The organism is Streptomyces sp. LUP47B (assembly GCF_001746295.1).
Classification (GTDB): Bacteria; Actinomycetota; Actinomycetes; order Streptomycetales; family Streptomycetaceae; genus Streptomyces.
This window is the reverse complement of sequence record NZ_MJAH01000024.1, coordinates 89,096-110,526: the sequence shown is the minus strand read 5'-3', so window position 1 is coordinate 110,526 and position 21,431 is coordinate 89,096. Positions and strand designations below refer to the sequence as shown.

The following is a 21,431-nucleotide window of genomic DNA, read 5'->3' as shown; positions in this document are numbered from 1 at the left end:
TCGTCGAGCGCGAACCCCGCGACGGGAAGTCCGCGGCGAACATCGGCATGCCGCCGCCGAGCACGACCGGGTGGGTCTTGATGACGAGTTCGTCGATATCGTCGCGCTGTTCGCCGGCGAGCTGAATCTGCGGCTGCCGTCGCGTGAGCGCGACCAGCCCCTACTCGCGGCACGGGCCGCATGGAAACTGCGGCCACCACCGCGCGGGCGCGGCCGGCCCCCACCCGACCGCAACCGCACGACGACCCGCCCGGCGCTATCGCGCAGCGCGCGGCTCGCGCCACATGGGCCACATCGAAGGTCCGTCCGGCAGGTCGAGCGGCCGCCCCACCAGCTCGAAGCCGAGCCGCTCGTACAGCCCCCGGCTCCGCGCGCTGCTCGCCTCCAGATAGGCGGGCACCGTCTCCCGGTCGCACCGCTCCAGAACCGCCCCGATGAGCGCGGTCCCGAGGCCCTCCCCCTGCCGCTCCGGAGCCACCCCGACCATCCACAAATACTCGTGCGCCCGTCCCGACGGATGCACCTCCGCGGTGAGCCGCCCGATCAACTCGATCCGCTCATTGCCCGGATCGAGAGCCTCCCGCAACTGCGCGAACCCGTCCTCGTCGTCATGCCCGTCAACGCTCTCGGCCGGCACCGGCAGCCACAACGCGCACGCCGCCCCGTCCTCCGTGACATCCACCCGCCCCTCGGCGAGCACGATGTCGACGAACGCGGCCATCAACCGGGGGTGGATCGTCCGGCGCTCCTCCTCTCCCGAAAAGATCCACCCACTGACCGGATCGTCCTGGAAGGCCGAGTCCAGCAGCCGCGCGACCAACTCGCGCTCGTCTGCGCCGGCCGTCCGTATCGCCACACCCATGCCCCACCCCTTTGTCTCAACCACCCTTGGCCACAAGGATGTTGAGACTATCCGGTGAGTACGGAAACGGGCCCCGCACACCGTGGGGATGTGCGGGACCCGCCGGCCGGAGCCCCCGGAGGGCCGCGCGGGGTCAGGACCGCACGGTACCGGACGGTCCGGTCGTCTCAGGCGCTGCGCCGCGTCACGAACTCCGCGAGGGACAGCAGCCCGCCCGCCGCTTCCGGATCGGGCACCGCACGGGCCAGCTGCCCCATCGCCCGGGCCATCCGGTCGGCGGCCTGCACCTGCGCCCAGTCGCGCCCGCCGGCCTCCTCGACGGCGAGAGCCGTACGCGCCAACTCGCCCTCGTCGTACGGCGCCGCGTACAGCGCGGCCAGTTCCGCGGCCGCCGCCGTGCCGGAGGTGAGCGCGGCGACCACCGGGAGAGACTTCTTGCGGGCGGCGAGGTCCGCGCCGGCCGGCTTGCCGGTACGGCTCGGGTCGCCCCATATGCCGATCACGTCGTCGATCAGCTGGAACGCGAGCCCGGCCTCCCGGCCGAACGCGTCCATCGCCCCGACCTCCTCGGCGGACGCTCCCGCGTACAGCGCCCCGAGGGCACAGGCGCACCCGAGCAGCGCCCCCGTCTTGGCCTCGGCCATGACCAGCACCTGGGCGAGGGTGACCTCGCCGGGGTCGAGTGCCTCCATGGCGGTGTCCTCGTGCTGGCCCTCGCACAGCTCGACCACGCAGCCCGCGAGCCGGGCCGCGGCCGCTCCCGCAGCGGGGTGCGGGTCCTCTGCCAGCAGCCGGAGCGCCAGCGCCTGCAGGGCATCCCCGGCGAGGATCGCGTCGGCGTCGCCGAACACCGTCCACGCGGTGGGCCGGTGCCTGCGGGTGGTGTCGCGGTCCATCACGTCGTCGTGCAGCAACGTGAAGTTGTGGACCAGCTCCACCGCCACGGCCGCCCGGACGGCCGCCGCCCTCGCCCGGTCACCTCCGAGGGCGGCGGCCGCGGTCAGGACGAGTGCGGGCCGTATCGCCTTGCCCGCGTTGCCCGCCGCCGGGGTGCCGTCGGCGTGCTCCCAGCCGAAGTGGTAGAGCGCGACCCTGCGCAGGGAACCGGGCAACGACTCCAGGGCGGACCGCAACTCGGGATCCACCGACGCCCGGACCCGCTCCAGGATCACCCCGGCCTCCTGGCCGTCGAGCGGAGGGGTCCCGGAGCGGTGGGCGGGGCCGTGAGGCGGAGACGTCTCGGGGCGCGGGTCAGGGCCGTGAAGCGGAGGCATCTCGGCCGGTACCTCCAACCCGTGAAGCGAGCACGCCTCAGCCCCCTGGTGAGAACGTATCTGGAGCCCGTCAAGCGGGTCCGTCTCGCCGGGCTGTACCCGCTCCCCGGTACGCCCGGTGGTCGCCGCCTCCGTCCCCCCGGCCGTCGGCACCCGTGCCTCCGCCCTCTCTGTCGCCCACGCCTGCGTCCCCTTCGTGAACTCGGCCATGGAACCCCCCTCGGTCAGGCCGCGGACGGTGGTGCTTCCGCTGTGGGTGGGCGCGTTCCACCCAGGTCTCTCCGCCCCGGTGGGCGGGGACACGCCTCCCAGGTGCGGGGACGTCACCTCCAGCGGCCGATCTCGACGTTCTCCAGGACGCCGAGCGCGTCCGGCACCAGCACCGCCGCCGAGTAGTAGGCCGTCACGAGGTACTTGATGATCGACTGCTCGTTGATGCCCATGAACCGCACCGACAGACTCGGCTCGATCTCGTCCGGGATACCGGCCTGCTGAAGGCCGATGACGCCCTGGTCGGCCTCGCCGGTACGCATGGCGATGATCGACGTCGTCCGCTCCGGGGTGACCGGGATCTTGTTGCACGGGTAGATCGGCACCCCGCGCCAGGTGGGGATGCGGTTGCCGCCCATGTCGATGGTCTCTGGGACCAGTCCGCGCTTGTTGAGCTCACGGCCGATCGCGGAGATCGCGCGTGGGTGGGCGAGCAGCAGCTTGGTGCCCCGGCGGCGGCTGAGCAGCTCGTCGAGGTCGTCGGGGCTGGGCACGCCGTCGTGCGGCTGGAGCCGCTGGTCGTACTCGCAGTTGTTCAGCAGTCCGAACTCGCGGTTGTTGACGAGTTCGTGCTCCTGGCGCTCCTTGAGTGCCTCGACGGTCAGCCGGATCTGCTGTTCCGTCTGGTTCATCGGCTGGTTGTAGAGGTCGGCCACCCGCGTGTGGATGCGCAGGACGGTCTGGGCGATGCTCAGCTCGTACTCACGCGGACTGGCGTCGTAGTCGACGAAGGTGTGCGGGATGTCGGGCTCGCCGTCATGGCCAGCCGCGAGGTCGATCTCCTTCTCGCCGTACTTGTTGGTGCGCTGCGAGGGGATCGCGCGCTGTTCCCGGAGGTGCTCGCGCAGGGCGTCGGAACGCTCGGCCACCTGCTCGACGTCCTGGCGGGGCAGCACGAGGACCGTGCAGGCGGTGGCCGCGCGGGCGGTGTACTCCCAGATGGCGTCCGGGTCGAGGAGCGCCTGGTCGCCGAAGTAGGCACCGTCGGCGAGAACTCCGAGGACCGCGTCGTCGCCGTAGGGGCCGGTGCCGACCTTCTCCACCCTGCCGTGCGCCAGCAGGTACACCTCGTCGGCCTGGGCGCCGAACGAGGCGATCACCGAGCCCGGGGTGAACTCCCGCTGCTGGCAGCGGCGGGCGAGCTCGGAGAGCACCTCGTCGTCCTCGTACGACCTCAGCGCCGGCAGCTCGCGCAGCTCGGCGGGGATCACCTCGACCCGGTCTCCGGTCTTCACGAAGGTCACCCGGCCGTCGCCCACGGCGTAGCTCAGTCGTCGGTTCACCCGGTACGTGCCGCCCTGGACGTTCACCCAGGGCAGCATGCGCAGCAGCCAGCGGGAGCTGATCTCCTGCATCTGGGGTGCGGACTTGGTGGTGGTGGCCAGGTTCCGCGCGGCCGCCGTGCCGAGACTCTGCTGCGGCCGGTCCTGCTGGGTGCGGACCTCTTCGCCTACCGACATAAGGAATTGCCCTCCCGGTACATGCCCGAACGCGATCTGCTCCCGGGCATCGTGTGCAGGGACAAGCCTTCCTTACGGAGCGTGGCGGTGCTATTACACGAACGAGCGGGAATGGATCATCGCGAGGCTGGGCATATGCGCGGTTCATGTCCACTGACGACAGATCAAGTCCACGTCCGGGAACGGAATTTGTCTGTCCGAATCGGCTCGCACGCTGTGCGATCCAGGAGTCGGAGTCCGCCGTTTTCGGTACAAGCAACGGTACGAGCCGGGCGCGGTCGGCGGCCGGTGCGCAGTGCGAAGGAGGGGCCATGGCCTCACCCATGTCCGCGGACAGATTCCTGGCCGTCCTGCGGGCGGAGGGCGCCACCGTCGTCGAGGTCGGCGACTGGGAGCACCACAACCGCAACCACGTCGGCGCCTGGGGTCCGGTGCACGGCGTGATGATCCATCACACGGTGACGAAGGGCAGCGCGGCGACGGTGGAGCTGTGCCGCAAGGGCTACACGGGCCTGCCCGGCCCGCTCTGTCACGGGGTCATCACCAAGGACGGCACCGTCCATCTCGTCGGCTACGGCCGCGCCAACCACGCCGGCCTGGGCGACGACGACGTCCTGCGCGCGGTGATCGCGGAGAAGGCGCTCCCCCTCGACAACGAGGCCAACACGGACGGCAACCGCCACTTCTACGGCTTCGAGTGCGAGAACCTCGGCGACGGCGAGGACCCCTGGCCGGCGGCCCAGCTGACGGCGATCGAGCGGGTCTCCGCCGCGGTGTGCCGCCACCACGGCTGGACGGAACGGTCGGTCATCGGACACCTGGAGTGGCAGCCGGGAAAGGTGGATCCGCGGGGCTTCACGATGGCCTCGATGCGGGCGCGCATCCGGGACCGCCTCAAGTGACAATGAAGCGGTGTCCAGCCCCGGCGTCCCCGACCTCACCACCCTGCGTCCCCGGCTCCCGTCGCCGCTGCAGGAGGTCGAGGACGAGCGCTTCACCCGCCGGGGCGTCCGGCTCCTCCTCAAGCGCGACGACCTGATCCACCCGGACCTCGTCGGCAACAAGTGGCGCAAACTCGCCCCGAACCTCACGGCCGCCGCGGGCCGTCCGATCCTCACCTTCGGCGGCGCGTACTCGAACCACCTGCGCGCCTCGGCGGCCGCGGGCCGACTCCTCGGCCTGCCCACGATCGGCCTGGTCCGCGGCCAGGAACTCGCCGACCGCCCCCTGAACCCCTCTCTGGCCCGCTGCACGGCGGACGGCATGCGACTGCACTTCGTCGACAGGTCGACGTACCGCCGCAAGACCGAACCGGACGTCCTCGCGCGCGTGCTGCGCGCGGCGGACGCAGAGGCCGCGTACGTCGTCCCTGAGGGCGGCAGCAACACCCTCGCCGTACGGGGGTGCCGCGCGCTCGGCGAGGAGCTGTCGGGGCGGGCGGACGTCGTCGCGATCGCCTGCGGCACCGGCGGCACCCTCGCGGGCCTGGCCGCGGGCCTCTCCCCGGACCAGCGCGCCCTGGGCGTACCGGTCCTGAGAGGCGGCTTCCTGACGGCGGACATAAGTGCCCTCCAGCACCAGGCCTTCGGCGGTCCGCGCGGCGACTGGCGGCTCGACGACCGCTTCCACTTCGGCGGTTACGCCCGCACCACTCCCGAACTCGAAGCGTTCGCCGAGGACTTCGAGGAACGGCACGGTGTGCCCGTCGAGCGTCTTTATGTCGCCAAGTTGCTGTACGGACTTGTCGTCCTGACAGACGAAGGCGCCTTCCCGCGCGGCTCGACCGTCGTGGCGGTCGTCACGGGGACACCTCAGCAGGTCTGAGGAGGGCGGACAGGCGGCTGTTGGCCGCCACGACCGGCGGTGCCGCCCACGCTGGACCGCCGCCTCACTCCGCCTCCCGATACGCCGCCGCCTCCTCCAGGTCCAGCCTGCGCAGCAGTGTCCGCAGCATCTCGTCGTCGATGTAGCGCAGGTCCCGCAGCTTCACGAACACCGCGCGCTCGGCGCCGATCATCTCCCCGGACAGCCGGCGGTAGGTGTCGTCGACGGTCTCGCCGGTGAGGGGGTTGGACTGGCCGAGACGCTCCCACACGGCGTTGCGGCGCCGGTCCAGGACCATGCGCAGGCGGTCGGCGAGGGGCGGTGGGAGCGCGTTGCGCTCGTCGGAGAGGAGTTCGTCCAGGCGGCGTTCGGCGGCCCTGGAGGCCTGCGCCTGGGCGTTGGCCTCGGCCAGGGTCTCGGCCTGCTGATCGCGGCCGGGGAGCTTGAGCAAGCGGATCAGCGGAGGCAGGGTGACGCCCTGGACGACGAGGGTGCCGATGACCGTGGTGAAGGTGAGGAAGAGGATCAGGTTGCGGCCGGCGAACGGTTCTCCGTTGTGCAGGTGCTCCGGGATCGAGAAGGCGATCGCCAGCGAGACCACGCCCCGCATCCCGGCCCAGGCGATGACGAACGGCGCCTTCCAGGTGGGATTGTCCTCGCGCTTGCGGATCCGCGCGGAGAGCATGCGCGGCAGGAAGGTCGCGGGATAGACCCAGACGAACCTCGACACGACGACCACGAGGAAGACGGCGACCGCGTACCAGGCGGCGCGGCCGCCCTCGTACGGTCCGAGGCCCTTCAGCACGACGGGCAGTTGCAGCCCGATGAGGGCGAACACCGACGATTCGAGGACGAAGGCAACCATTTTCCAGACGGCGGCCTCCTGGAGGCGGGTCGCGAAGTCGACCTCCCACGCGCGGTGTCCGAGGAACAGCGCCACCACGACCACCGCGAGCACCCCGGACGCGTGGAACTGCTCGGCCGCCGCGTAGGCGACGAACGGGATCAGCAGGGAGAGCGTGTTCTGCAGCAGCGGCTCCTTGAGATGCGTGCGCAGCCAGTGGATCGGCACCATCAGCACCAGGCCGACCGCGACGCCGCCGACCGCCGCGAGCAGGAACTCGCCGATGCCGCCCGCCCAGGTCGCGCCCTCGCCCACCGCGGCCGCGAGCGCGACGCGGTAGGCGGTGATCGCGGTGGCGTCGTTCACCAGGGACTCGCCCTGGAGGATGGTCGTGATCCGGGACGGCAGCCCCACGCGGCGTGCCACCGCCGTCGCCGCGACCGCGTCCGGCGGCGCCACCACGGCCCCCAGCACGAGAGCCCCGGTCAGGGACAGCCCCGGCACGATCTGGTACGCCGCCCAGCCGACGACGATGGTCGCGAAGAGCACGTATCCCACCGACAGCAGCGCCACGGGCCGCATTTGCGCCCTGAGGTCGAGATAGGAGCTGTCGGTTGCCGCGGAGTGCAGCAGCGGCGGCAGGATGATGGGCAGGACGACGTCCGGGTCGAGCGTGTACTCCGGGACCCCGGGGACGTACGAGATCACCAGGCCGGCCGCGACCAGCAGCAGTGGCGCCGGAATCGGGGTGCGTCGGGCGGCCGCGGCGATCGCCGCGCTCCCCGCCACCAGCAACAGCAGTGGCATCACGTCCATGGCCCTCGCCCGCCCTCGCTCATCGTCGTGCGCCCGCCCCTCGTCGATTTTGTGCGCGTCCGCCCGCGCGGCCGTCGTAACCTGGCAATCATGAAACAGTGCACGCACGCCGAGGCGCTGCCGCACCCGGAACCCGAGCCGCTGGCCGACACGTGTCCGGAGTGCCTGAGGGACGGTACCCACCCGGTACAACTGCGGCTGTGCCTGTCCTGCGGTCACGTCGGCTGCTGCGACTCCTCGCCGGGACAACACGCGACGAAGCACCACAAGGACTCCGACCACCCGATCATGCGGACCCACGAACCGGGTGAGAACTGGCGTTGGTGCTTCGTGGACCATGTCCTTGTGTGACCCTGGATCGTCGGGTTCCAGGACGGTTCGACCGTCTGACGTCTGGGTACGTCAACCCGGCGCGCGTTCTTCCCAATTGGAGCCGCAAACCCCTAGACACGGAGCGTGTTCACAGTTTTACTGTGAGTGACGGCAAGGGGTTGGGGTCCCGGGGACAGGAAAGCCGAGAGCGCGGTAGCGTCACCGCTGAACCACACTTCGCGTTACTCCGGGGGGCGACCCTCGGCCCCCGTAAAGCTTGTACCACCTTGGAGGTGAGGGTGTCCCAGATCGCAGGCGAGCCCGCGACCCAGGACTTCGTGGAAGTCCGGCTGCCGGCCGCGGGTGCCTACCTGTCGGTGCTGCGGACGGCCACGGCCGGCCTCGCAGCCCGTTTGGACTTCACCCTCGACGAGATCGAGGACCTGCGCATCGCGGTGGACGAGGCCTGCGCGATCCTGCTCCAGCAGGCCGTGCCCGGCTCGGTGCTCAGCTGTGTCTTCCGACTCGTCGACGACTCGCTGGAGGTCACCGTCTCGGCCCCGACCACGGACGGTCACGCACCCTCGCGGGACACCTTCGCCTGGACCGTCCTCTCGGCCCTCGCGGGCAAGGTCTCGTCGGCCGTGGACGAGGACAAGACCGTTTCGATCAGCCTCTACAAACAGCGCGGCGCGGGACCCGGGCCGGCGTGAGGAACGGGGACGGGCCGGTGCGGGACGAAGAGCGCGGCACACGGGAGCTGCCGGCCGAGGGCGGACACCGCCTTCCTTGCCCGAGCGGCGCCGACAGCCTGGGCGACGACGGCCCCGGCGGTTCCCGACGCATGGCGGACGGCATCGACGGCATCCCCGAGCAGGCCCGGCCGCATCCGGAGCAGGGCGCCGTCGACACCACGGCGACCGGCCTCCTGGACGACGGGCAGCGTGATCGGAAAGGTGCCGTGCAGGGTGCGCCTCCGGCAGGGCCGGCCGGGGTCGTCCCGGTGCGGACGGAGGCGAGGGCTCGTGGAAGGGCAACGGGCGGGACGATGAGCGAGCACGAGCGAAACGCAGAGGACGGCGTGGCGGGCGCGAACAACACGCCGGTCCCGCGGCACGATCCCCAGGACCGCAGCGGGGCACGCGCCCTGTTCGTCGAGCTGCGCGCCCTGAAGGACGGCAGCCCGGAGTACGCGGAGCTGCGCAACAGGCTGGTCCGGATGCACCTGCCGCTCGTCGAGCACCTCGCGCGCCGCTTCCGCAACCGCGGCGAGCCGCTGGACGACCTGACCCAGGTCGCCACCATCGGCCTGATCAAGTCGGTCGACCGATTCGACCCGGACCGCGGGGTGGAGTTCTCGACCTACGCGACCCCCACGGTCGTGGGTGAGATCAAGCGCCACTTCCGCGACAAGGGCTGGGCGGTGCGGGTGCCGCGGCGCCTGCAGGAACTGCGCCTGGCTCTCACGACGGCCACGGCGGAACTCTCCCAACAGCACGGCCGCTCCCCCACGGTCCATGAGCTGGCCGAGAAGCTGGCCATCTCGGAGGAAGAGGTCCTGGAGGGCCTGGAGTCCGCCAACGCGTACTCCACCCTGTCCCTGGACGTCCCCGACACGGACGACGAGTCGCCGGCGGTGGCGGACACCCTCGGCTCGGAGGACGAGGCGCTGGAAGGCGTCGAGTACCGGGAGTCGCTCAAGCCGCTGCTCGAGGATCTTCCTCCGCGCGAGAAGCGAATCCTCCTCCTCCGCTTCTTCGGCAACATGACCCAGTCGCAGATCGCCCAGGAAGTCGGCATCTCCCAGATGCACGTCTCCCGCCTGCTGGCCCGCACCCTGGCCCAGCTCCGGGAGAAGCTGCTGGTGGAGGAGTAGGCCCAGCCCTCGGAGAACGGCTCCGAGACCGGCGACCTCCACTACGGGCCCGACGTCACCGCTCCCCACCGGGCGCCGCCCTCGGGCCGGGGAGCAGGCCGGAGCCCGTCCACCGCGTCTGCCATGCGACGCCACCGGCGCTCTGGGGCGACGGCTCGACGCTCGCCACCCCTTCAGGTTCCAACGCCGCCCTCGACCGGCGGCCGTGCACCACCAGACTGACAGCCACGGCACCCACCGCCCCACGCTCGCCCCGTGCCACCGCCGCCCCGGCCGAGTGCCATGCACAGATCGACGGCCGCGGTGCCCACCGGCACCGCACTCGCCGTACGCACCCGGGTTCCACGACGCTCGCCCGCGGATCGATCCGACGCCCGTACCCGGGAGCGGCTGCGACGACTCGCCGCGACCATGCAGCCGCCGAGAGCCCTACGGCCGCTGCCCGCCGCCTCGGCACGCAGAGCCGGCAGCCGCGGCTCGCCCACCGGTGGGCGTACGCCGCCCGCACCTCTACCGCTACTGCTTGCCGTCCTGTGCCCGTCCCGGGCCCCTGATGCCGAGGGCCTGGGTCGTCGCCGGGTTGATCAGGAGGATCAGCGCGGCCACCGCGACGACCGCGAGGGCGATGCCCGCCGGGATCGCCACGCTGTCGGCCCGGAGGAGGTTGTAGGCGACGGGCAGGGCCATGATCTGCGTGATGACGGCCGGCCCCCGGCTCCAGCTGCGCCGGGCCAGCAGCCCACGCGCGGCGAGGAGCGGCAGCAGCGCGAGGACGATCAGCGTGACACCCCCGGTGACGGCCGACGGCCGGTCGTCCGGGTCACCGACGAGGCCCTCCACGAGCATCCAGACGCCGCCCGCGACGAGCGCGAGCCCTTCCAGTGCGGCCAGGGCGGCGGCGTAGGTCAGGCGCCGCGGGCGCGGACCGGCGGTCTCGGGGGTGGCGGGGGTCTGCTCGCTGCTCACCCCTGAAGGGTAGCCCTCGTCCCCGGCGCCTCACGGGTGAGGAGCGGGCAACGCACACCGCCGCACGCGGGTTGCCTCACGCCCCCGTGGCAAGGTTCACGCACCGGAGTCTTACGTGATCCCTACCTCGGCCTGTGCCCGGTACCACCCAGTAGGTACGCTGCAACCCATGCGTGCACTTCTCGTGGTCAATCCGGCGGCAACCACCACAAGCGCACGTACGCGCGATGTCCTGATCCACGCGCTCGCGAGCGAGATGAAACTGGAAGCGGTCACCACCGAGTACCGCGGCCACGCGCGCGACCTGGGCAGGCAGGCCGCGGAGAGCAAGGACATCGACCTGGTCGTGGCCCTGGGCGGCGACGGCACGGTCAACGAGGTGGTCAACGGTCTCCTGCACGCCGGCCCCGCCCCCGAGCACCTCCCCGGCCTCGCCGTGGTCCCCGGCGGCTCCACCAACGTCTTCGCCCGAGCCCTCGGCCTGCCCAACGACGCCGTCGAGGCAACCGGCGCCCTCCTGGACGCGCTGCGCGACGGCGGCGAGCGTACGGTCGGCCTGGGTCTGGCCTCCGGTACGCCGGGCACCGAGGACGAGGCCGTCCCGGGACGCTGGTTCACCTTCAACGCGGGGCTCGGATTCGACGCCGGTGTGGTCGGGCGGGTCGAGCAGCAGCGTGAGCGCGGCAGGAAGTCCACCCACGCTCTCTACGTCCGCCAGGCGCTGCGCCAGTTCTTCGGCGAGGCGCACCGCCGGCACGGGACGATCACCGTGGAGCGTCCGGACGAGGAGCCGGTGACCGATCTGGTCCTTTCCATAGTCTCGAACACCTCTCCGTGGACCTTCCTCGGCAATCACCCGATGTACGCGTCACCTAAGGCCTCGTTCGATAAAGGCCTCGACGTACTGGGGCTCAGCCGTATGACGACGGCCGCGATCACCCGATATGGCACCCAGTTGCTCACTTCGTCCCCCGAACGCGGACCCCGTGGCAAGCACGCCGTGTCCCTGCATGACCTGGACCAGTTCACCTTGCATTCGAAGGTGCCTCTGCCCCTCCAGATGGACGGCGACCACCTTGGACTGCGTACGAGCGTGACGTTCACAGGCGTACGCCGTGCACTGCGTGTGATTGTGTGAGCAGAAGGGGCTAAAGTCCTTTCACTCGAACGTTTAGACCAGGGTCCACCCCATGGAAGTACGGCTGTGACCTAGTCGACACCGAGGAATCAAAAAAAACTTTCCGGAAGGGGTTGTATCCGCCGCTGAGGTTTGCGAGTCTCTACGTGGCGGTCGGGACAGCCCGCAACACCAGCGTCCACAGACCACCGGAACCCCTCTTCAATCCAAGGACCACGCCGGGGAAGACTCGGCGGACGGCCCTTCACTTGTTGAGGGATTCGTGAAAGCGTTCACATTCACAAGCAACTTGCACGTAATACCAAGGAGAGGTAGCAGCCATGGACTGGCGTCACAACGCCGTTTGCCGCGAGGAAGACCCCGAGCTCTTCTTCCCCATCGGCAACACCGGTCCTGCGCTGCTGCAGATCGAGGAAGCCAAGGCCGTCTGCCGTCGCTGCCCCGTTATGGATCAGTGTCTGCAGTGGGCGCTCGAGTCCGGTCAGGACTCCGGCGTCTGGGGTGGTCTCAGCGAGGACGAGCGTCGCGCCATGAAGCGCCGTGCCGCCCGCAACCGGGCCCGTCAGGCCTCCGCCTGACACACCCGCCCCGCACAGCCTGAGCTTGGCGGCGCGTACACCGCGTACGCTTCTCCCGCCCCCGAGCCGCAGCGCGCAGTACCCCCGATGCGCAGCAAACGCTGGCAACGAGCATTTGAGCCCCGGACCCCTGAACGGTCCGGGGCTTTTTGCTGTGCCGGTGCCCCGGTCCGTGCGCGGATCTACTTGTGCGCCAGCACCGGTACGTCCAGGATCACCCGGGTGCCGCCCTCCGGTGCCGGGACCATGTCGAACGTACCGCCCAACTCGCCCTCCACCAGCGTCCGTACGATCTGCAGGCCCAGGTTGCCCCCGGTGTGCGGGTCGAAGCCCTCGGGCAGACCGACACCGTCGTCCTGGACGGTCACGAGGAGGCGGGCCTCCTTCGTGGTGCCGCCGCGGACGGCCGAGACCTCGACCGTGCCGGTCTCGCCCTCGCGGAATCCGTGCTCCAGGGCGTTCTGCAGGATTTCCGTCAGGACCATCGACAGTGGGGTGGCGACCTCGGCGTCCAGGATGCCGAAGCGTCCGCTGCGTCGGCCGGTGACCTTGCCCGGGGAGATCTCGGCGACCATCGCGAGCACCCGGTCGGCGATCTCGTCGAACTCCACGCGCTCGTCCAGGTTCTGAGAGAGCGTCTCGTGCACGATGGCGATGGAGCCGACCCGCCGTACCGCCTCTTCGAGGGCCTCCCGGCCACGGTCGGACTCGATGCGCCGGGCCTGGAGGCGGAGCAGGGCCGCCACCGTCTGGAGGTTGTTCTTCACCCGGTGGTGGATCTCCCGGATGGTCGCGTCCTTGGTGATCAACTCGCGCTCGCGTCGGCGCAGTTCGGTCACGTCCCGTAGCAGGACCAGCGAACCGATGCGGGTGCCCTTGGGCTTGAGCGGAATCGCCCGGAACTGGATGACCCCGTCGTGCGCCTCGATCTCGAACTCACGGGGCGCCCAGCCGCTGGCGACCTTGGCGAGCGCCTCGTCCACCGGGCCGCGGGTCGGGGCCAGTTCGGCGGTGGTCCTGCCGAGGTGCTGGCCGACGAGGTCGGAGGCGAGGCCCATGCGGTGGTACGCGGACAGGGCGTTCGGGGAGGCGTACTGGACGATGCCGTCCGCGTCCAGCCTGATCAGCCCGTCGCCGACGCGCGGGGCGGCGTCCATGTCCATCTGCTGGTTGGGGAACGGGAAGGAGCCGGCCGCGATCATCTGCGCCAGGTCCGACGCGCTCTGCAGATAGGTCAGTTCGAGACGGCTCGGGGTGCGCACGGTGAGCAGGTTGGTGTTGCGCGCGATGACACCGAGGACACGCCCCTCCCGTCGTACCGGAATCGACTCGACACGGACCGGGACCTCCTCGCGCCACTCCGGGTCCCCCTCGCGCACGATCCGGCCCTCGTCGAGCGCCGCGTCCAGCAGCGGGCGGCGGCCCCGCGGGACGAGGTGGCCGACCATGTCGTCCTGGTAGGAGGTGGGGCCGGTGTTGGGCCGCATCTGGGCGACGGAGACATAGCGGGTGCCGTCACGGGTGGGGACCCACAGAACGAGGTCGGCGAAGGAGAGGTCGGAGAGCAACTGCCACTCCGACACCAGCAGATGCAGCCACTCGAGGTCGGAGTCGTCGAGGGCGGTGTGCTGGCGGACCAGTTCGTTCATGGAGGGCACAGGTGCGAGCGTACCTGGGGGTATGTGAGTGACCTAAAAACACCGGGCCCGAGAACACCCGCGGGCCGCGGCGCCTGGGAAGGACCCTCAGCCTTCCCGGCACCGCAGCCCGGAGCAACTTCGGCCGTGGGGTGTGCGGTCCCGGTCGGCCGAGGATGAGGACCCGGGGCAGTCAGGGCAGAGAGCTCCGGTTCCTCGGTCCGCCTTCCTGTGCGGGGAAGACGGAAGTCACGCGTTCAATTGTGGACTAGACCACTAGGTGTGTCCATGCGTTGGAGCCTGTTAGTTGTTGGAGCTTTCCCTCACGGGAGTCAACTGGTCGGACGCCCTGACAACCACCACGCAGCCTAACGCGTGTGGGTTCATGTGCGGGGCCAGATAGCCATGGCAATTTCCGCGACCGCCTCCAACTCCTCCCGGCTCGCGCCGTCGCACGCCTGTGGGGACATGCCGTGCGCGATTGCGCCCGGCGCAGCCCTGCGGGCGGCGCCACGGCAGTGGCACCCTGAGTGGTCACCGAGCTCGCGGCAGTCCGGGTTCAGTGCGTCTCCGTCACCTTCGCGAGTGCTCGCGGTGCGTCCGGGTCCTGGCCGCGGGCGATGGTGACCTCGTAGGCCAGGAGCTGGAGAGGGATGATCTCCAGGACGGGCTGGACCTCCTCGGCCACGTTCTCGGTCGGCAGGACGAAGCCGGCCGAGGCGTGCTCGACCCGGCTCCGGGGGCCAACCACGACCAGGTCCGCACCCCGGCCGCGCAGCCGGTCGAGGACGGGCTGGAGGGCCTCGCCGCCCTTGCCGTCGGTGACGACCGCGATGACCGGCGAGACGTTGTCGACCATGGCGAGGGGGCCGTGCAGCAGGTCGGCACCCGAGTAGGCGAGCGCGGGGATGTAGCTGGTCTCCATCAGCTTGAGGGCGGCCTCCTTGGCGGTGGGATAGCCGTAGCCGCGGGAGGTGATCACCATGCGCTCGGCGAAGCGGTAGCGGGCGGCGAGGGCGCGGACCTCGTCCTGCCGGGCGAGCAGCCCGGCGGCCAGGTCCGGCAGCACCTGGGCGGGAGCGCCGTCGCCGCCGCGCAGACCTTCGACGAAGAGATAGAGGGCGAGGAGGGAGGCCGTATACGTCTTGGTCGCGGGGAGGGCCTTCTCCGGTCCGGCCATGATGTCGACGTGGTATTCGGAGACGCCGGCCAGCGGGGAGCCGGGATTGTTGGTCACCGCGAGGGTGATGGCGCCGGCCGCGCGGGCGGCCCGGGTCGAGGCCACCAGGTCCGGGGAGCCGCCGGACTGACTGACGGTGACGACCAGGACGTCGGTGAGGTCGGGGCGGGCCCCGTAGGCGGTGGTGGTCGACATGGAGGTCAGGCCGCAGGGCAGCCCGAGGCGGATCTCGAGGAGGTATTTGGCGTAGAGGGCGGCGTTGTCGGAGGTGCCGCGGGCTGTCAGCAGGACGAAGCGGGGTGCGCGGGCGGCGATCTCCTGGGCGACCTTGCGGATCGCCGGGGCGCCCTCGTCCAGGATGCGGCGCAGGACGGCGGGCTGTTCGGCCATCTCGCGGGCCATGATCCGGCCGGGCAGTTCGCTCTGGGGGTCGGCTGTCGTGACGGTGCTCATGACTCCTATTCCACTCCTCCTCCCGCTCCACCGCGTGGAATGGGCCTGTCCGAGATGTGGCACGGTGATGGCTTTCGTGGACCTGGGCCCGGGAACCCGATTCTGTTAGATTGGTCTAAACCACTCAGACCGTTTCTCCAGATCAGACCGTTTCCTCAGATCGGCAGGCCCAGCGTGGAAGTTGTCATCGTTCCGGATGCCAAGGCGGGTGGCGAGCTCATCGCCGGGGCCATGGCCCAGCTGCTCCGACGCAAGCCCGACGCCCTGCTCGGCGTGGCGACCGGCTCGACCCCGCTGCCCGTCTACGAGGCGCTGGCGACCGAGGTGCGCTCCGGTGCCGTGGACGCCTCGCGGGCGCGGATAGCCCAGCTCGACGAGTACGTGGGGCTGCCGGCCGAGCATCCGGAGTCGTACCGTTCGGTGCTGCGGCGCGAGGTGCTGGAGCCGCTGGGGGTACCGATGTCCTCCTTCATGGGGCCGGACGGCACGGCGGAGGACATCCCCGGCGCCTGTGAGGCCTACGACTCGGCGCTGGCCGCCGCCGGGGGCGTCGATCTGCAGTTGCTCGGGATCGGGACGGACGGGCACATCGGGTTCAACGAGCCGTGTTCCTCGCTGGCCTCGCGGACCCGGATCAAGACCTTGACCGAGCAGACCCGGGTGGACAACGCGCGGTTCTTCGACGGGGACATCGAGCAGGTCCCGCATCACGTCATCACCCAGGGCATCGGAACCATCCTGGAGGCTCGGCATCTGGTGCTGCTCGCCACGGGTGAGGGCAAGGCCGACGCGGTCGCGGCGACCGTGGAGGGGCCGGTTGCCGCGGTGTGTCCCGCGTCGGCGCTCCAGCTGCATCCGCACGCGACCGTTGTGGTCGACGAGGGTGCCGCGTCCAAGCTGAAGCTGGCGGACTACTTCCGGCACACGTTCGTCAACAAGCCGGACTGGCAGGGGATCTAGGGCGGTCCTCTCGGCTCCAGGGTTGTATGCGCAAAGGTGCCGGTCCCGTCGAGGGACCGGCACCTTTGCGCATACAACCCCGCTGCGGCCCTACTCCCCCGCGATGATCTCCGCCGCCGCTCTGGCGCAGACCCGGGCGGCGCCGTGGGTCGCGATGTGCAGGGCTCCTCGGGCGGGGGCCTCGGGGAGGCCCATTTCGATCACGATCGTGTCCGGGCGGGTCCTGAGGACGGTGTCCAGGGCCGCTCCCATCCAAGGGTGGCGGTGTTCGTCGCGCACCACGGCCACGACGCGGCGGGGGCCGGCCGCGGCCAGGGTGGCGAGGCCCGCGTCCTCGCCGGCGAAGCTGCCCGTTTCCGTGCCCGGGAGCACACGGGCGAGTTCGGCGGCGACCCCCCAGGGGGTCTCGTCGCCGACGGCCACATTGGCCACCGGGGTGAAGGCGGCGACGTAGGGCGCCGTGGTGAGCGGGGTGAAGCCGTCGGCGCCGGTGATGCGCAACGCCCTTCGGGCCGCGCGCAGCCCCACCTCCTCGTCGGCCGGCAGCTGTGCGTCGGCCGCGCCGGCCGCCGTCCAGTGGGCCAGCGTGCGCACGCGCTCCGCGGCTTGCGCGAGCCGCTCCTCGGGGAGTTCGCCCGAGCGCACCGCCGAGACCAGGGCGTCGCGCAGGCGCCGTACCGTCTCGTCGTCGGCCAGACCGCCGCCCACGCAGATCGCGTCCGCGCCGGCGGCGATGGCCAGGACGCTCCCACGCTCGATGCCGTAGGTGCCGGCGATGGCCTGCATCTCCATGCCGTCGGTGACGATGAGGCCGGTGTAGCCGAGTTCGCCGCGGAGCAGGTCGGTCAGCACCTGGCCGGACAACGTGGCCGGGCGGTCCGGGTCCAGGGCCGGGACCAGGATGTGGGCGGTCATCACCGCGCGGGTTCCGGCGGCGATGGCCGCGCGGAACGGGGAGAGTTCACGCGATCCCAGGACAGAGGTGTCCACGTCGATGCGCGGGAGCGCGTGGTGGGAGTCGACCGCCGTGTCGCCGTGGCCCGGGAAGTGCTTGGTGCAGGCCGCCACGCCCGCCGACTGGAGGCCGCTCACGTAGGCGGCGGTGTGGCGGGCGACCAGCTTCGAGGAGGCGCCGAAGGAACGCACGCCGATCACCGGGTTGGACGGGTTCGAGTTCACGTCGGCCGAAGGGGCCCAGTTGAGGTTGACCCCGCAGGCCGCGAGACGGCGGCCCAGTTCCGCGGCCACCTGACGTGTCAGTTCCACGTCGTCCACCGCGCCGAGGGCGTGGTTGCCGGGGAAGGACGAGCCGGTGCGCACCTCCAGGCGGGTGACGTCACCGCCCTCCTCGTCGATGGCAACCAGGACGTCGTCGCGTTCGGCGCGCAACTGGGCCGTCAGGGCGGTCAGTTGTTCCGGCGAGGCGATGTTGCGGCCGAACAGGCCGACCGAGGCGAGGCCCTCGCCGAGGCGGCGCAGCAGCCAGTCGGGGGCGGTGGTGCCGGTGAAGCCGGGCTGCAGGACGGTCAGCGCGTCGCGGGTCAGCGTGTCTGTGCCGCTGGCGAATGTCGTCATCGGGGGCGTTATCCCTTCACGGCGCCCGCGGTGAGGCCCGCGGCCATCTTGCGCTGGACGAGGAGGAAGAGGACCACGATCGGCACGGCCATCATGGTGGAACCGGCCATCATCGGGGCGTATTCGGTGCCGTGTTTGGTGGTGAAGTTGCCGAGCCAGACGGTCGCGGTCTGGTTCTTCTGGCTGAGCAGCATGAGGGCGTAGAGGTACTCGTTCCAGGCCTGGATGAAGGCGTAGACCGAGGTGGCGACCATGCCGGGGGCCAGCAGCGGGAAGACCACCCGCAGGAAGGCGCCCGTGGGCGAGCAGCCGTCGACCATCGCCGCCTCCTCCAGCTCCTTCGGGATGTTGACGATGAAGCCGCGCAGCGTCCACACCGTGAAGGGGAGGATGAAGGTCAGGTACGTGATGATCAGGCCCGACAACTTGTCGTACTGGTCCAGGTCGTTGAGGAGCAGGAAGACCGGGATGATCATCGCGACCAGGGGGACCATCTGGACCGCGAGGATGCCCACGATCACGATCTTGCGGCCGCGGAAGGCGAAGCGGGAGATGGCGAGGGCGGCCAGGGTGCCGACCACGACGCCGATCGCCACGACCGACAGGGAGACGATCAGACTGCGGCCGACCGGGCCCCAGAAGTCGGCGATGTCCAGTGCGCGGCTGAAGTTGCTCAGCGTCAGCCCCGTCGGCAGCAGGCTCGGGTCCGGGTCGATGGCGTCCTTCGCCGGCTTGAACGCCGTGTTCAGCATCCAGTAGACGGGGAAGCCGGCGGTGACGAAGACGAGGAGACCGAGGAGGTTCCAGCCGGCCTTGGACTTCCGGGGCCTCGAGGTGCGCCCCGTGCCGCCCCCTGTCCTGGCAACGGCGTCCATGATGGTCATTCGACCTCTCCGATCTTCAGCATCTGGCGCATGTAGACGGCGACGACCCCGAGCAGCAGGAGCACGGTGATGAGGGCGATCGCCGAGCCCTGCCCGTAGTCGTTGACCACGAAGGCGCGGTCGTACGAATACGTCGTCAGGATCTGGAACTCCGGCTCCGGGTGGCCGCCCCGCATGACGAACACCTGGGGGAAGACGCCCATGTCCCAGATGACCGAGAGGGTCGTCAGCATCACGATGAGCGGCTTGAGGATCGGCAGGGTGACGTACCGGAAGATGCCCCACGCGCCCGCGCCGTCCAGCCGGGCCGCCTCCTCCAGCTCGGCCGGGACCTGGGTGAGCCCGGCGCTCAGGGTGATCACGACGAAGGGCACCGCGCCCCACACCACGAGCAGCATGATCACGGCCAGGCCCTGGGGACCGCTCGCGAACCAGTTGTGGCCGATCATCTCGACCCCGGGCAGCTTGCTGAGCAGCGCGTTGAGGATGCCGTAGTCCGCGTCGAACAGCCACTTGAAGACCGTGGTGGCGACGATGATCGGCATGCCCCAGCTGGCCACCAGCGCGATGTTGACGAGGGTCTTCACCCAGCCGGAGACCCGCTGGAGCAGCAGGGCGATGAGCATGCCGGCGACCATCGTGAAGATCACGCAGCCGGCCGCGAAGACGACGGTCCGGACGACGACGGCCCAGAACTCGCCGTCGTCGAGGACGCCCGTGAAGTTGTCGAATCCGATCCAGTCGGCGGGCAGGAAGCCCCACAGCTGGGACTGTCCGAACTTCTGGAAGGACAGTGTGACCAAGCGGACCAGCGGATAGCCGAGGACCAGCACCAGGATCAGCAGACAGGGGGCGAGCAGGAGCCAGGGGGTGGCGTTGAAGGTCCGCTTTCTGCGCGGCAGAACCGGCCTGGACGGCGGTGGTACCGACATCGGCGGCGGCACCTCGGTGGGGGTGGTCGTGTCTGCGGCACTCATGGCGCGCTCCTCAGCGGTCCCTCTGGTCGTACGAAGGCAAAGCCCGCACGTAGTACGGGAAGCAGGGCCCCGCCGGTCTCAACGGGGCCCTGCCGGCGGTCACTTGCTGTTGATGACCTTGTCGATCGCGGCGTCCGCCTCCTTGGCGGCGGCCTCGACCGACTTCTTGCCGGTGCCGATGTTCTGCAGCATGTTCTGCAGGACCTGCGCCTTCTCGACCTGGCCCCAGCCGGGCGCCATCGGGACGAACCAGTTGGACTCGGCCGCGGTGGCCGGGACCGCGGTCGCCGGGTCGTTCTTCAGGGTGGCGAGGTCGGTCTTGTTGTTGGGCAGGTTGCCCTTGGCCATCAGGCCCTTCTGGCCCGAGGGACCCGTGAAGGCGTTGATCCACTCGGCGGCGACGGCCTGCGCCTTGGACTTCACCGGGACGGCGAGGTCCGAACCGCCCAGGAAGACGGGCAGGTTCTTGCCGGAGGGACCCGGCATCACGAAGTTCTCGAGGTTGTCCTTGAGCTTGCCGGTCTTGTCGTTCTTCGGGTCGGCGGAGGTCGCGCCCTCCCAGGCCGCGCCGAAGATCATGCCGGACTTGCCCTGGCCGTAGACGATGTAACGGTCGTTCTCGTCCTTGGTCTTGTCGCCGTGCATGTACTTGTCGACGACGTTCTTGAACTCGGTGAGGCCCTTGATGGACTCCGGCGAGGAGAGGTTGCCCTTCCACTGGCCGCCGTCCTCCTTGGCGATGGAGCCGCCGGCGTCGTAGACGAAGGACATGGCCGCGTACCAGTCACGGGTGGGCTGGTACCAGGCGGAGAACTTGTCACCCTCCTTCTTCTGGACCTTGTCCAGGGCGGCGGTGAGCTCCGCGTAGGTCTTCGGGGTGGACTTGACGCCGACCGAGGCGAAGACGTCCTTGCGCCAGTTGCCGACGCGGCCACCCGCGTAGTAGGGGACGCCGTAGGTCTTGCCGTCGTAGGACACCGAGGCCTTGAGACCGTCGAGCCAGGCGGCCGAGCTGGTGAACTTCGACGGGTCCAGGGGTGCGAAGGCGCCCTTGACCATGTAGCCCAGCATCTCGGTGTTGCCCATCTCGACCACGTCGGGGGCCTTGTCGGTGGCGAGGACCGCGTCGAGCTTGGTGTTCTTGTCCGGCCAGCCGTAGTACTCGTGGTTGATCTTGATGCCGGGGTGCTTCTTCTGGACCGCGGCGTCCGCGGCCTTCACCAGCCCGGGCCAGTTGTTCTGAGCGTCGACGGTGAGCCAGACGGTCAGCTCCTTGGCGTCGGCGCCGCTGTTGTCCGAACTTCCGCTGTCGCTGTTCCCACATGCCGCGACGGAGACCACCATGCCCGCGATACCGATCGCGGCTGCCAGCTTGCGCTTCACGCCACCCTCCTCAGGGATGCCCACACCTCCCGCCCACAGGCCGGGACCTGGACCAATGGTGTAGACCAGTAGGGGGAGCTTGGACCAGACCACGAAGCCTGTCAAGAGCCCGCGAAATGGCCCTGACCAGCCGTTATGCGAGCTACATATGCAGGAACCATT

Annotated in this window: 19 protein-coding genes; 8 read left to right on the top strand and 11 right to left on the bottom strand. The window is 70.2% G+C overall.

From position 1 onward, the window contains the following. Positions 1 to 256: 256 nt before the first annotated feature. The 3 genes from BFN33_RS44515 to BFN33_RS44505 all read right to left on the bottom strand — a co-directional run bounded on the left by BFN33_RS44515 (position 257) and on the right by BFN33_RS44505 (position 3,866). Complete coding sequence (locus tag BFN33_RS44515; RefSeq protein WP_069765928.1) at positions 257 to 862, bottom strand: GNAT family N-acetyltransferase; 606 nt, start codon at positions 860 to 862, stop codon at positions 257 to 259. Between the two features lie 167 nt (positions 863 to 1,029). Continuing rightward, positions 1,030 to 2,136 carry a family 2 encapsulin nanocompartment cargo protein polyprenyl transferase gene (locus BFN33_RS44510; protein WP_079141348.1) on the bottom strand — a complete coding sequence of 369 codons (1,107 nt, stop codon included), beginning with the start codon at positions 2,134 to 2,136 and terminating at the stop codon, positions 1,030 to 1,032. Positions 2,137 to 2,459: 323 nt separating this feature from the next. After that, positions 2,460 to 3,866, bottom strand: a complete 1,407-nt coding sequence (locus BFN33_RS44505; protein ID WP_069765926.1) for a family 2B encapsulin nanocompartment shell protein — start codon at positions 3,864 to 3,866, stop codon at positions 2,460 to 2,462. A gap of 311 nt (positions 3,867 to 4,177) precedes the next feature. Between BFN33_RS44505 and BFN33_RS44500 the strand changes: the two genes are divergently transcribed. Together BFN33_RS44500 and BFN33_RS44495 are read left to right on the top strand one after the other, a co-directional pair. After that, the gene (locus tag BFN33_RS44500) at positions 4,178 to 4,768 is read left to right on the top strand and encodes an N-acetylmuramoyl-L-alanine amidase (protein ID WP_069765925.1); all 591 of its coding nucleotides are present in this window, start codon (positions 4,178 to 4,180) and stop codon (positions 4,766 to 4,768) included. Between the two features lie 10 nt (positions 4,769 to 4,778). Then, entirely contained in the window at positions 4,779 to 5,690 is a 912-nt protein-coding gene (locus BFN33_RS44495) for a 1-aminocyclopropane-1-carboxylate deaminase/D-cysteine desulfhydrase (RefSeq protein WP_069765924.1), read from the top strand. Between the two features lie 64 nt (positions 5,691 to 5,754). On the opposite strand, the gene BFN33_RS44490 is transcribed toward BFN33_RS44495, so the two are convergent. Beyond that, entirely contained in the window at positions 5,755 to 7,350 is a 1,596-nt protein-coding gene (locus BFN33_RS44490; protein WP_069765923.1) for a Na+/H+ antiporter, read from the bottom strand. A gap of 90 nt (positions 7,351 to 7,440) precedes the next feature. Here BFN33_RS44490 and BFN33_RS44485 point away from each other — a divergent pair, with 90 nt between their 5' ends. The 3 genes from BFN33_RS44485 (at position 7,441) to BFN33_RS44475 (ending at position 9,538) form a co-directional block, all read left to right on the top strand. Beyond that, positions 7,441 to 7,701, top strand: coding sequence for a UBP-type zinc finger domain-containing protein (locus BFN33_RS44485; protein WP_069765922.1), 261 nt, complete (start codon positions 7,441 to 7,443; stop codon positions 7,699 to 7,701). Between the two features lie 260 nt (positions 7,702 to 7,961). Further along, on the top strand, positions 7,962 to 8,375 hold the full coding sequence (locus BFN33_RS44480) for an anti-sigma regulatory factor (protein WP_004925829.1): 414 nt from the start codon (positions 7,962 to 7,964) through the stop codon (positions 8,373 to 8,375). A 17-nt stretch (positions 8,376 to 8,392) separates the two neighbouring features. Then, complete coding sequence (locus BFN33_RS44475) at positions 8,393 to 9,538, top strand: RNA polymerase sigma factor SigF (RefSeq protein ID WP_079141344.1); 1,146 nt, start codon at positions 8,393 to 8,395, stop codon at positions 9,536 to 9,538. Positions 9,539 to 10,054: 516 nt separating this feature from the next. Here BFN33_RS44475 and BFN33_RS44470 read toward each other — a convergent pair. Then, positions 10,055 to 10,504: a hypothetical protein gene (locus BFN33_RS44470; protein WP_069765921.1), complete on the bottom strand. Its 450-nt coding sequence runs from the start codon at positions 10,502 to 10,504 to the stop codon at positions 10,055 to 10,057. A 169-nt stretch (positions 10,505 to 10,673) separates the two neighbouring features. Here BFN33_RS44470 and BFN33_RS44465 point away from each other — a divergent pair, with 169 nt between their 5' ends. Both BFN33_RS44465 and BFN33_RS44460 read left to right on the top strand, forming a co-directional pair. Next, positions 10,674 to 11,642, top strand: a complete 969-nt coding sequence (locus BFN33_RS44465) for a diacylglycerol kinase family protein (protein ID WP_069765920.1) — start codon at positions 10,674 to 10,676, stop codon at positions 11,640 to 11,642. 320 nt (positions 11,643 to 11,962) lie between these two features. Then, on the top strand, positions 11,963 to 12,220 hold the full coding sequence (locus tag BFN33_RS44460) for a WhiB family transcriptional regulator (RefSeq protein WP_006142322.1): 258 nt from the start codon (positions 11,963 to 11,965) through the stop codon (positions 12,218 to 12,220). A 182-nt stretch (positions 12,221 to 12,402) separates the two neighbouring features. Here BFN33_RS44460 and BFN33_RS44455 read toward each other — a convergent pair whose 3' ends face one another. After that, a complete protein-coding gene (locus tag BFN33_RS44455) occupies positions 12,403 to 13,878 on the bottom strand; it encodes a sensor histidine kinase (protein WP_208612928.1) in 1,476 nt (491 codons plus the stop codon). Positions 13,879 to 14,416: 538 nt separating this feature from the next. Continuing rightward, a complete protein-coding gene (locus BFN33_RS44450; RefSeq protein WP_069765919.1) occupies positions 14,417 to 15,490 on the bottom strand; it encodes an SIS domain-containing protein in 1,074 nt (357 codons plus the stop codon). Positions 15,491 to 15,664: 174 nt separating this feature from the next. Between BFN33_RS44450 and nagB the strand changes: the two genes are divergently transcribed. Then, entirely contained in the window at positions 15,665 to 16,450 is a 786-nt protein-coding gene (nagB, locus tag BFN33_RS44445) for a glucosamine-6-phosphate deaminase (RefSeq protein ID WP_069765918.1), read from the top strand. Positions 16,451 to 16,540: 90 nt separating this feature from the next. Here the strand turns inward: nagB and BFN33_RS44440 are convergent, their stop codons facing one another. The 4 genes from BFN33_RS44440 to BFN33_RS44425 all read right to left on the bottom strand — a co-directional run bounded on the left by BFN33_RS44440 (position 16,541) and on the right by BFN33_RS44425 (position 21,269). Further along, on the bottom strand, positions 16,541 to 18,025 hold the full coding sequence (locus BFN33_RS44440; RefSeq protein ID WP_069765917.1) for a glycoside hydrolase family 3 protein: 1,485 nt from the start codon (positions 18,023 to 18,025) through the stop codon (positions 16,541 to 16,543). A gap of 8 nt (positions 18,026 to 18,033) precedes the next feature. Then, positions 18,034 to 18,900: a carbohydrate ABC transporter permease gene (locus tag BFN33_RS44435; RefSeq protein WP_176742626.1), complete on the bottom strand. Its 867-nt coding sequence runs from the start codon at positions 18,898 to 18,900 to the stop codon at positions 18,034 to 18,036. 5 nt (positions 18,901 to 18,905) lie between these two features. Continuing rightward, entirely contained in the window at positions 18,906 to 19,886 is a 981-nt protein-coding gene (locus BFN33_RS44430; protein WP_069765915.1) for a carbohydrate ABC transporter permease, read from the bottom strand. A 99-nt stretch (positions 19,887 to 19,985) separates the two neighbouring features. Next, complete coding sequence (locus BFN33_RS44425; RefSeq protein ID WP_069765914.1) at positions 19,986 to 21,269, bottom strand: extracellular solute-binding protein; 1,284 nt, start codon at positions 21,267 to 21,269, stop codon at positions 19,986 to 19,988. Between the last annotated feature and the right edge of the window lie 162 nt (positions 21,270 to 21,431).

What these genes read in the sequence shown, in the direction of transcription:
- BFN33_RS44505 (WP_069765926.1), bottom strand. Translation starts at nt 3,866, where the DNA reads ATGTCGGTAGGCGAAGAGGTCCGCACCCAGCAGGACCGGCCGCAGCAG.
- BFN33_RS44485 (WP_069765922.1), top strand. Translation starts at nt 7,441, where the DNA reads ATGAAACAGTGCACGCACGCCGAGGCGCTGCCGCACCCGGAACCCGAG.
- BFN33_RS44435 (WP_176742626.1), bottom strand. Translation starts at nt 18,900, where the DNA reads ATGGACGCCGTTGCCAGGACAGGGGGCGGCACGGGGCGCACCTCGAGG.
- BFN33_RS44460 (WP_006142322.1), top strand. Translation starts at nt 11,963, where the DNA reads ATGGACTGGCGTCACAACGCCGTTTGCCGCGAGGAAGACCCCGAGCTC.
- BFN33_RS44465 (WP_069765920.1), top strand. Translation starts at nt 10,674, where the DNA reads ATGCGTGCACTTCTCGTGGTCAATCCGGCGGCAACCACCACAAGCGCA.
- BFN33_RS44500 (WP_069765925.1), top strand. Translation starts at nt 4,178, where the DNA reads ATGGCCTCACCCATGTCCGCGGACAGATTCCTGGCCGTCCTGCGGGCG.
- BFN33_RS44515 (WP_069765928.1), bottom strand. Translation starts at nt 862, where the DNA reads ATGGGTGTGGCGATACGGACGGCCGGCGCAGACGAGCGCGAGTTGGTC.
- BFN33_RS44510 (WP_079141348.1), bottom strand. Translation starts at nt 2,136, where the DNA reads ATGCCTCCGCTTCACGGCCCTGACCCGCGCCCCGAGACGTCTCCGCCT.
- BFN33_RS44490 (WP_069765923.1), bottom strand. Translation starts at nt 7,350, where the DNA reads ATGGACGTGATGCCACTGCTGTTGCTGGTGGCGGGGAGCGCGGCGATC.
- BFN33_RS44450 (WP_069765919.1), bottom strand. Translation starts at nt 15,490, where the DNA reads ATGAGCACCGTCACGACAGCCGACCCCCAGAGCGAACTGCCCGGCCGG.
- BFN33_RS44440 (WP_069765917.1), bottom strand. Translation starts at nt 18,025, where the DNA reads ATGACGACATTCGCCAGCGGCACAGACACGCTGACCCGCGACGCGCTG.
- BFN33_RS44430 (WP_069765915.1), bottom strand. Translation starts at nt 19,886, where the DNA reads ATGAGTGCCGCAGACACGACCACCCCCACCGAGGTGCCGCCGCCGATG.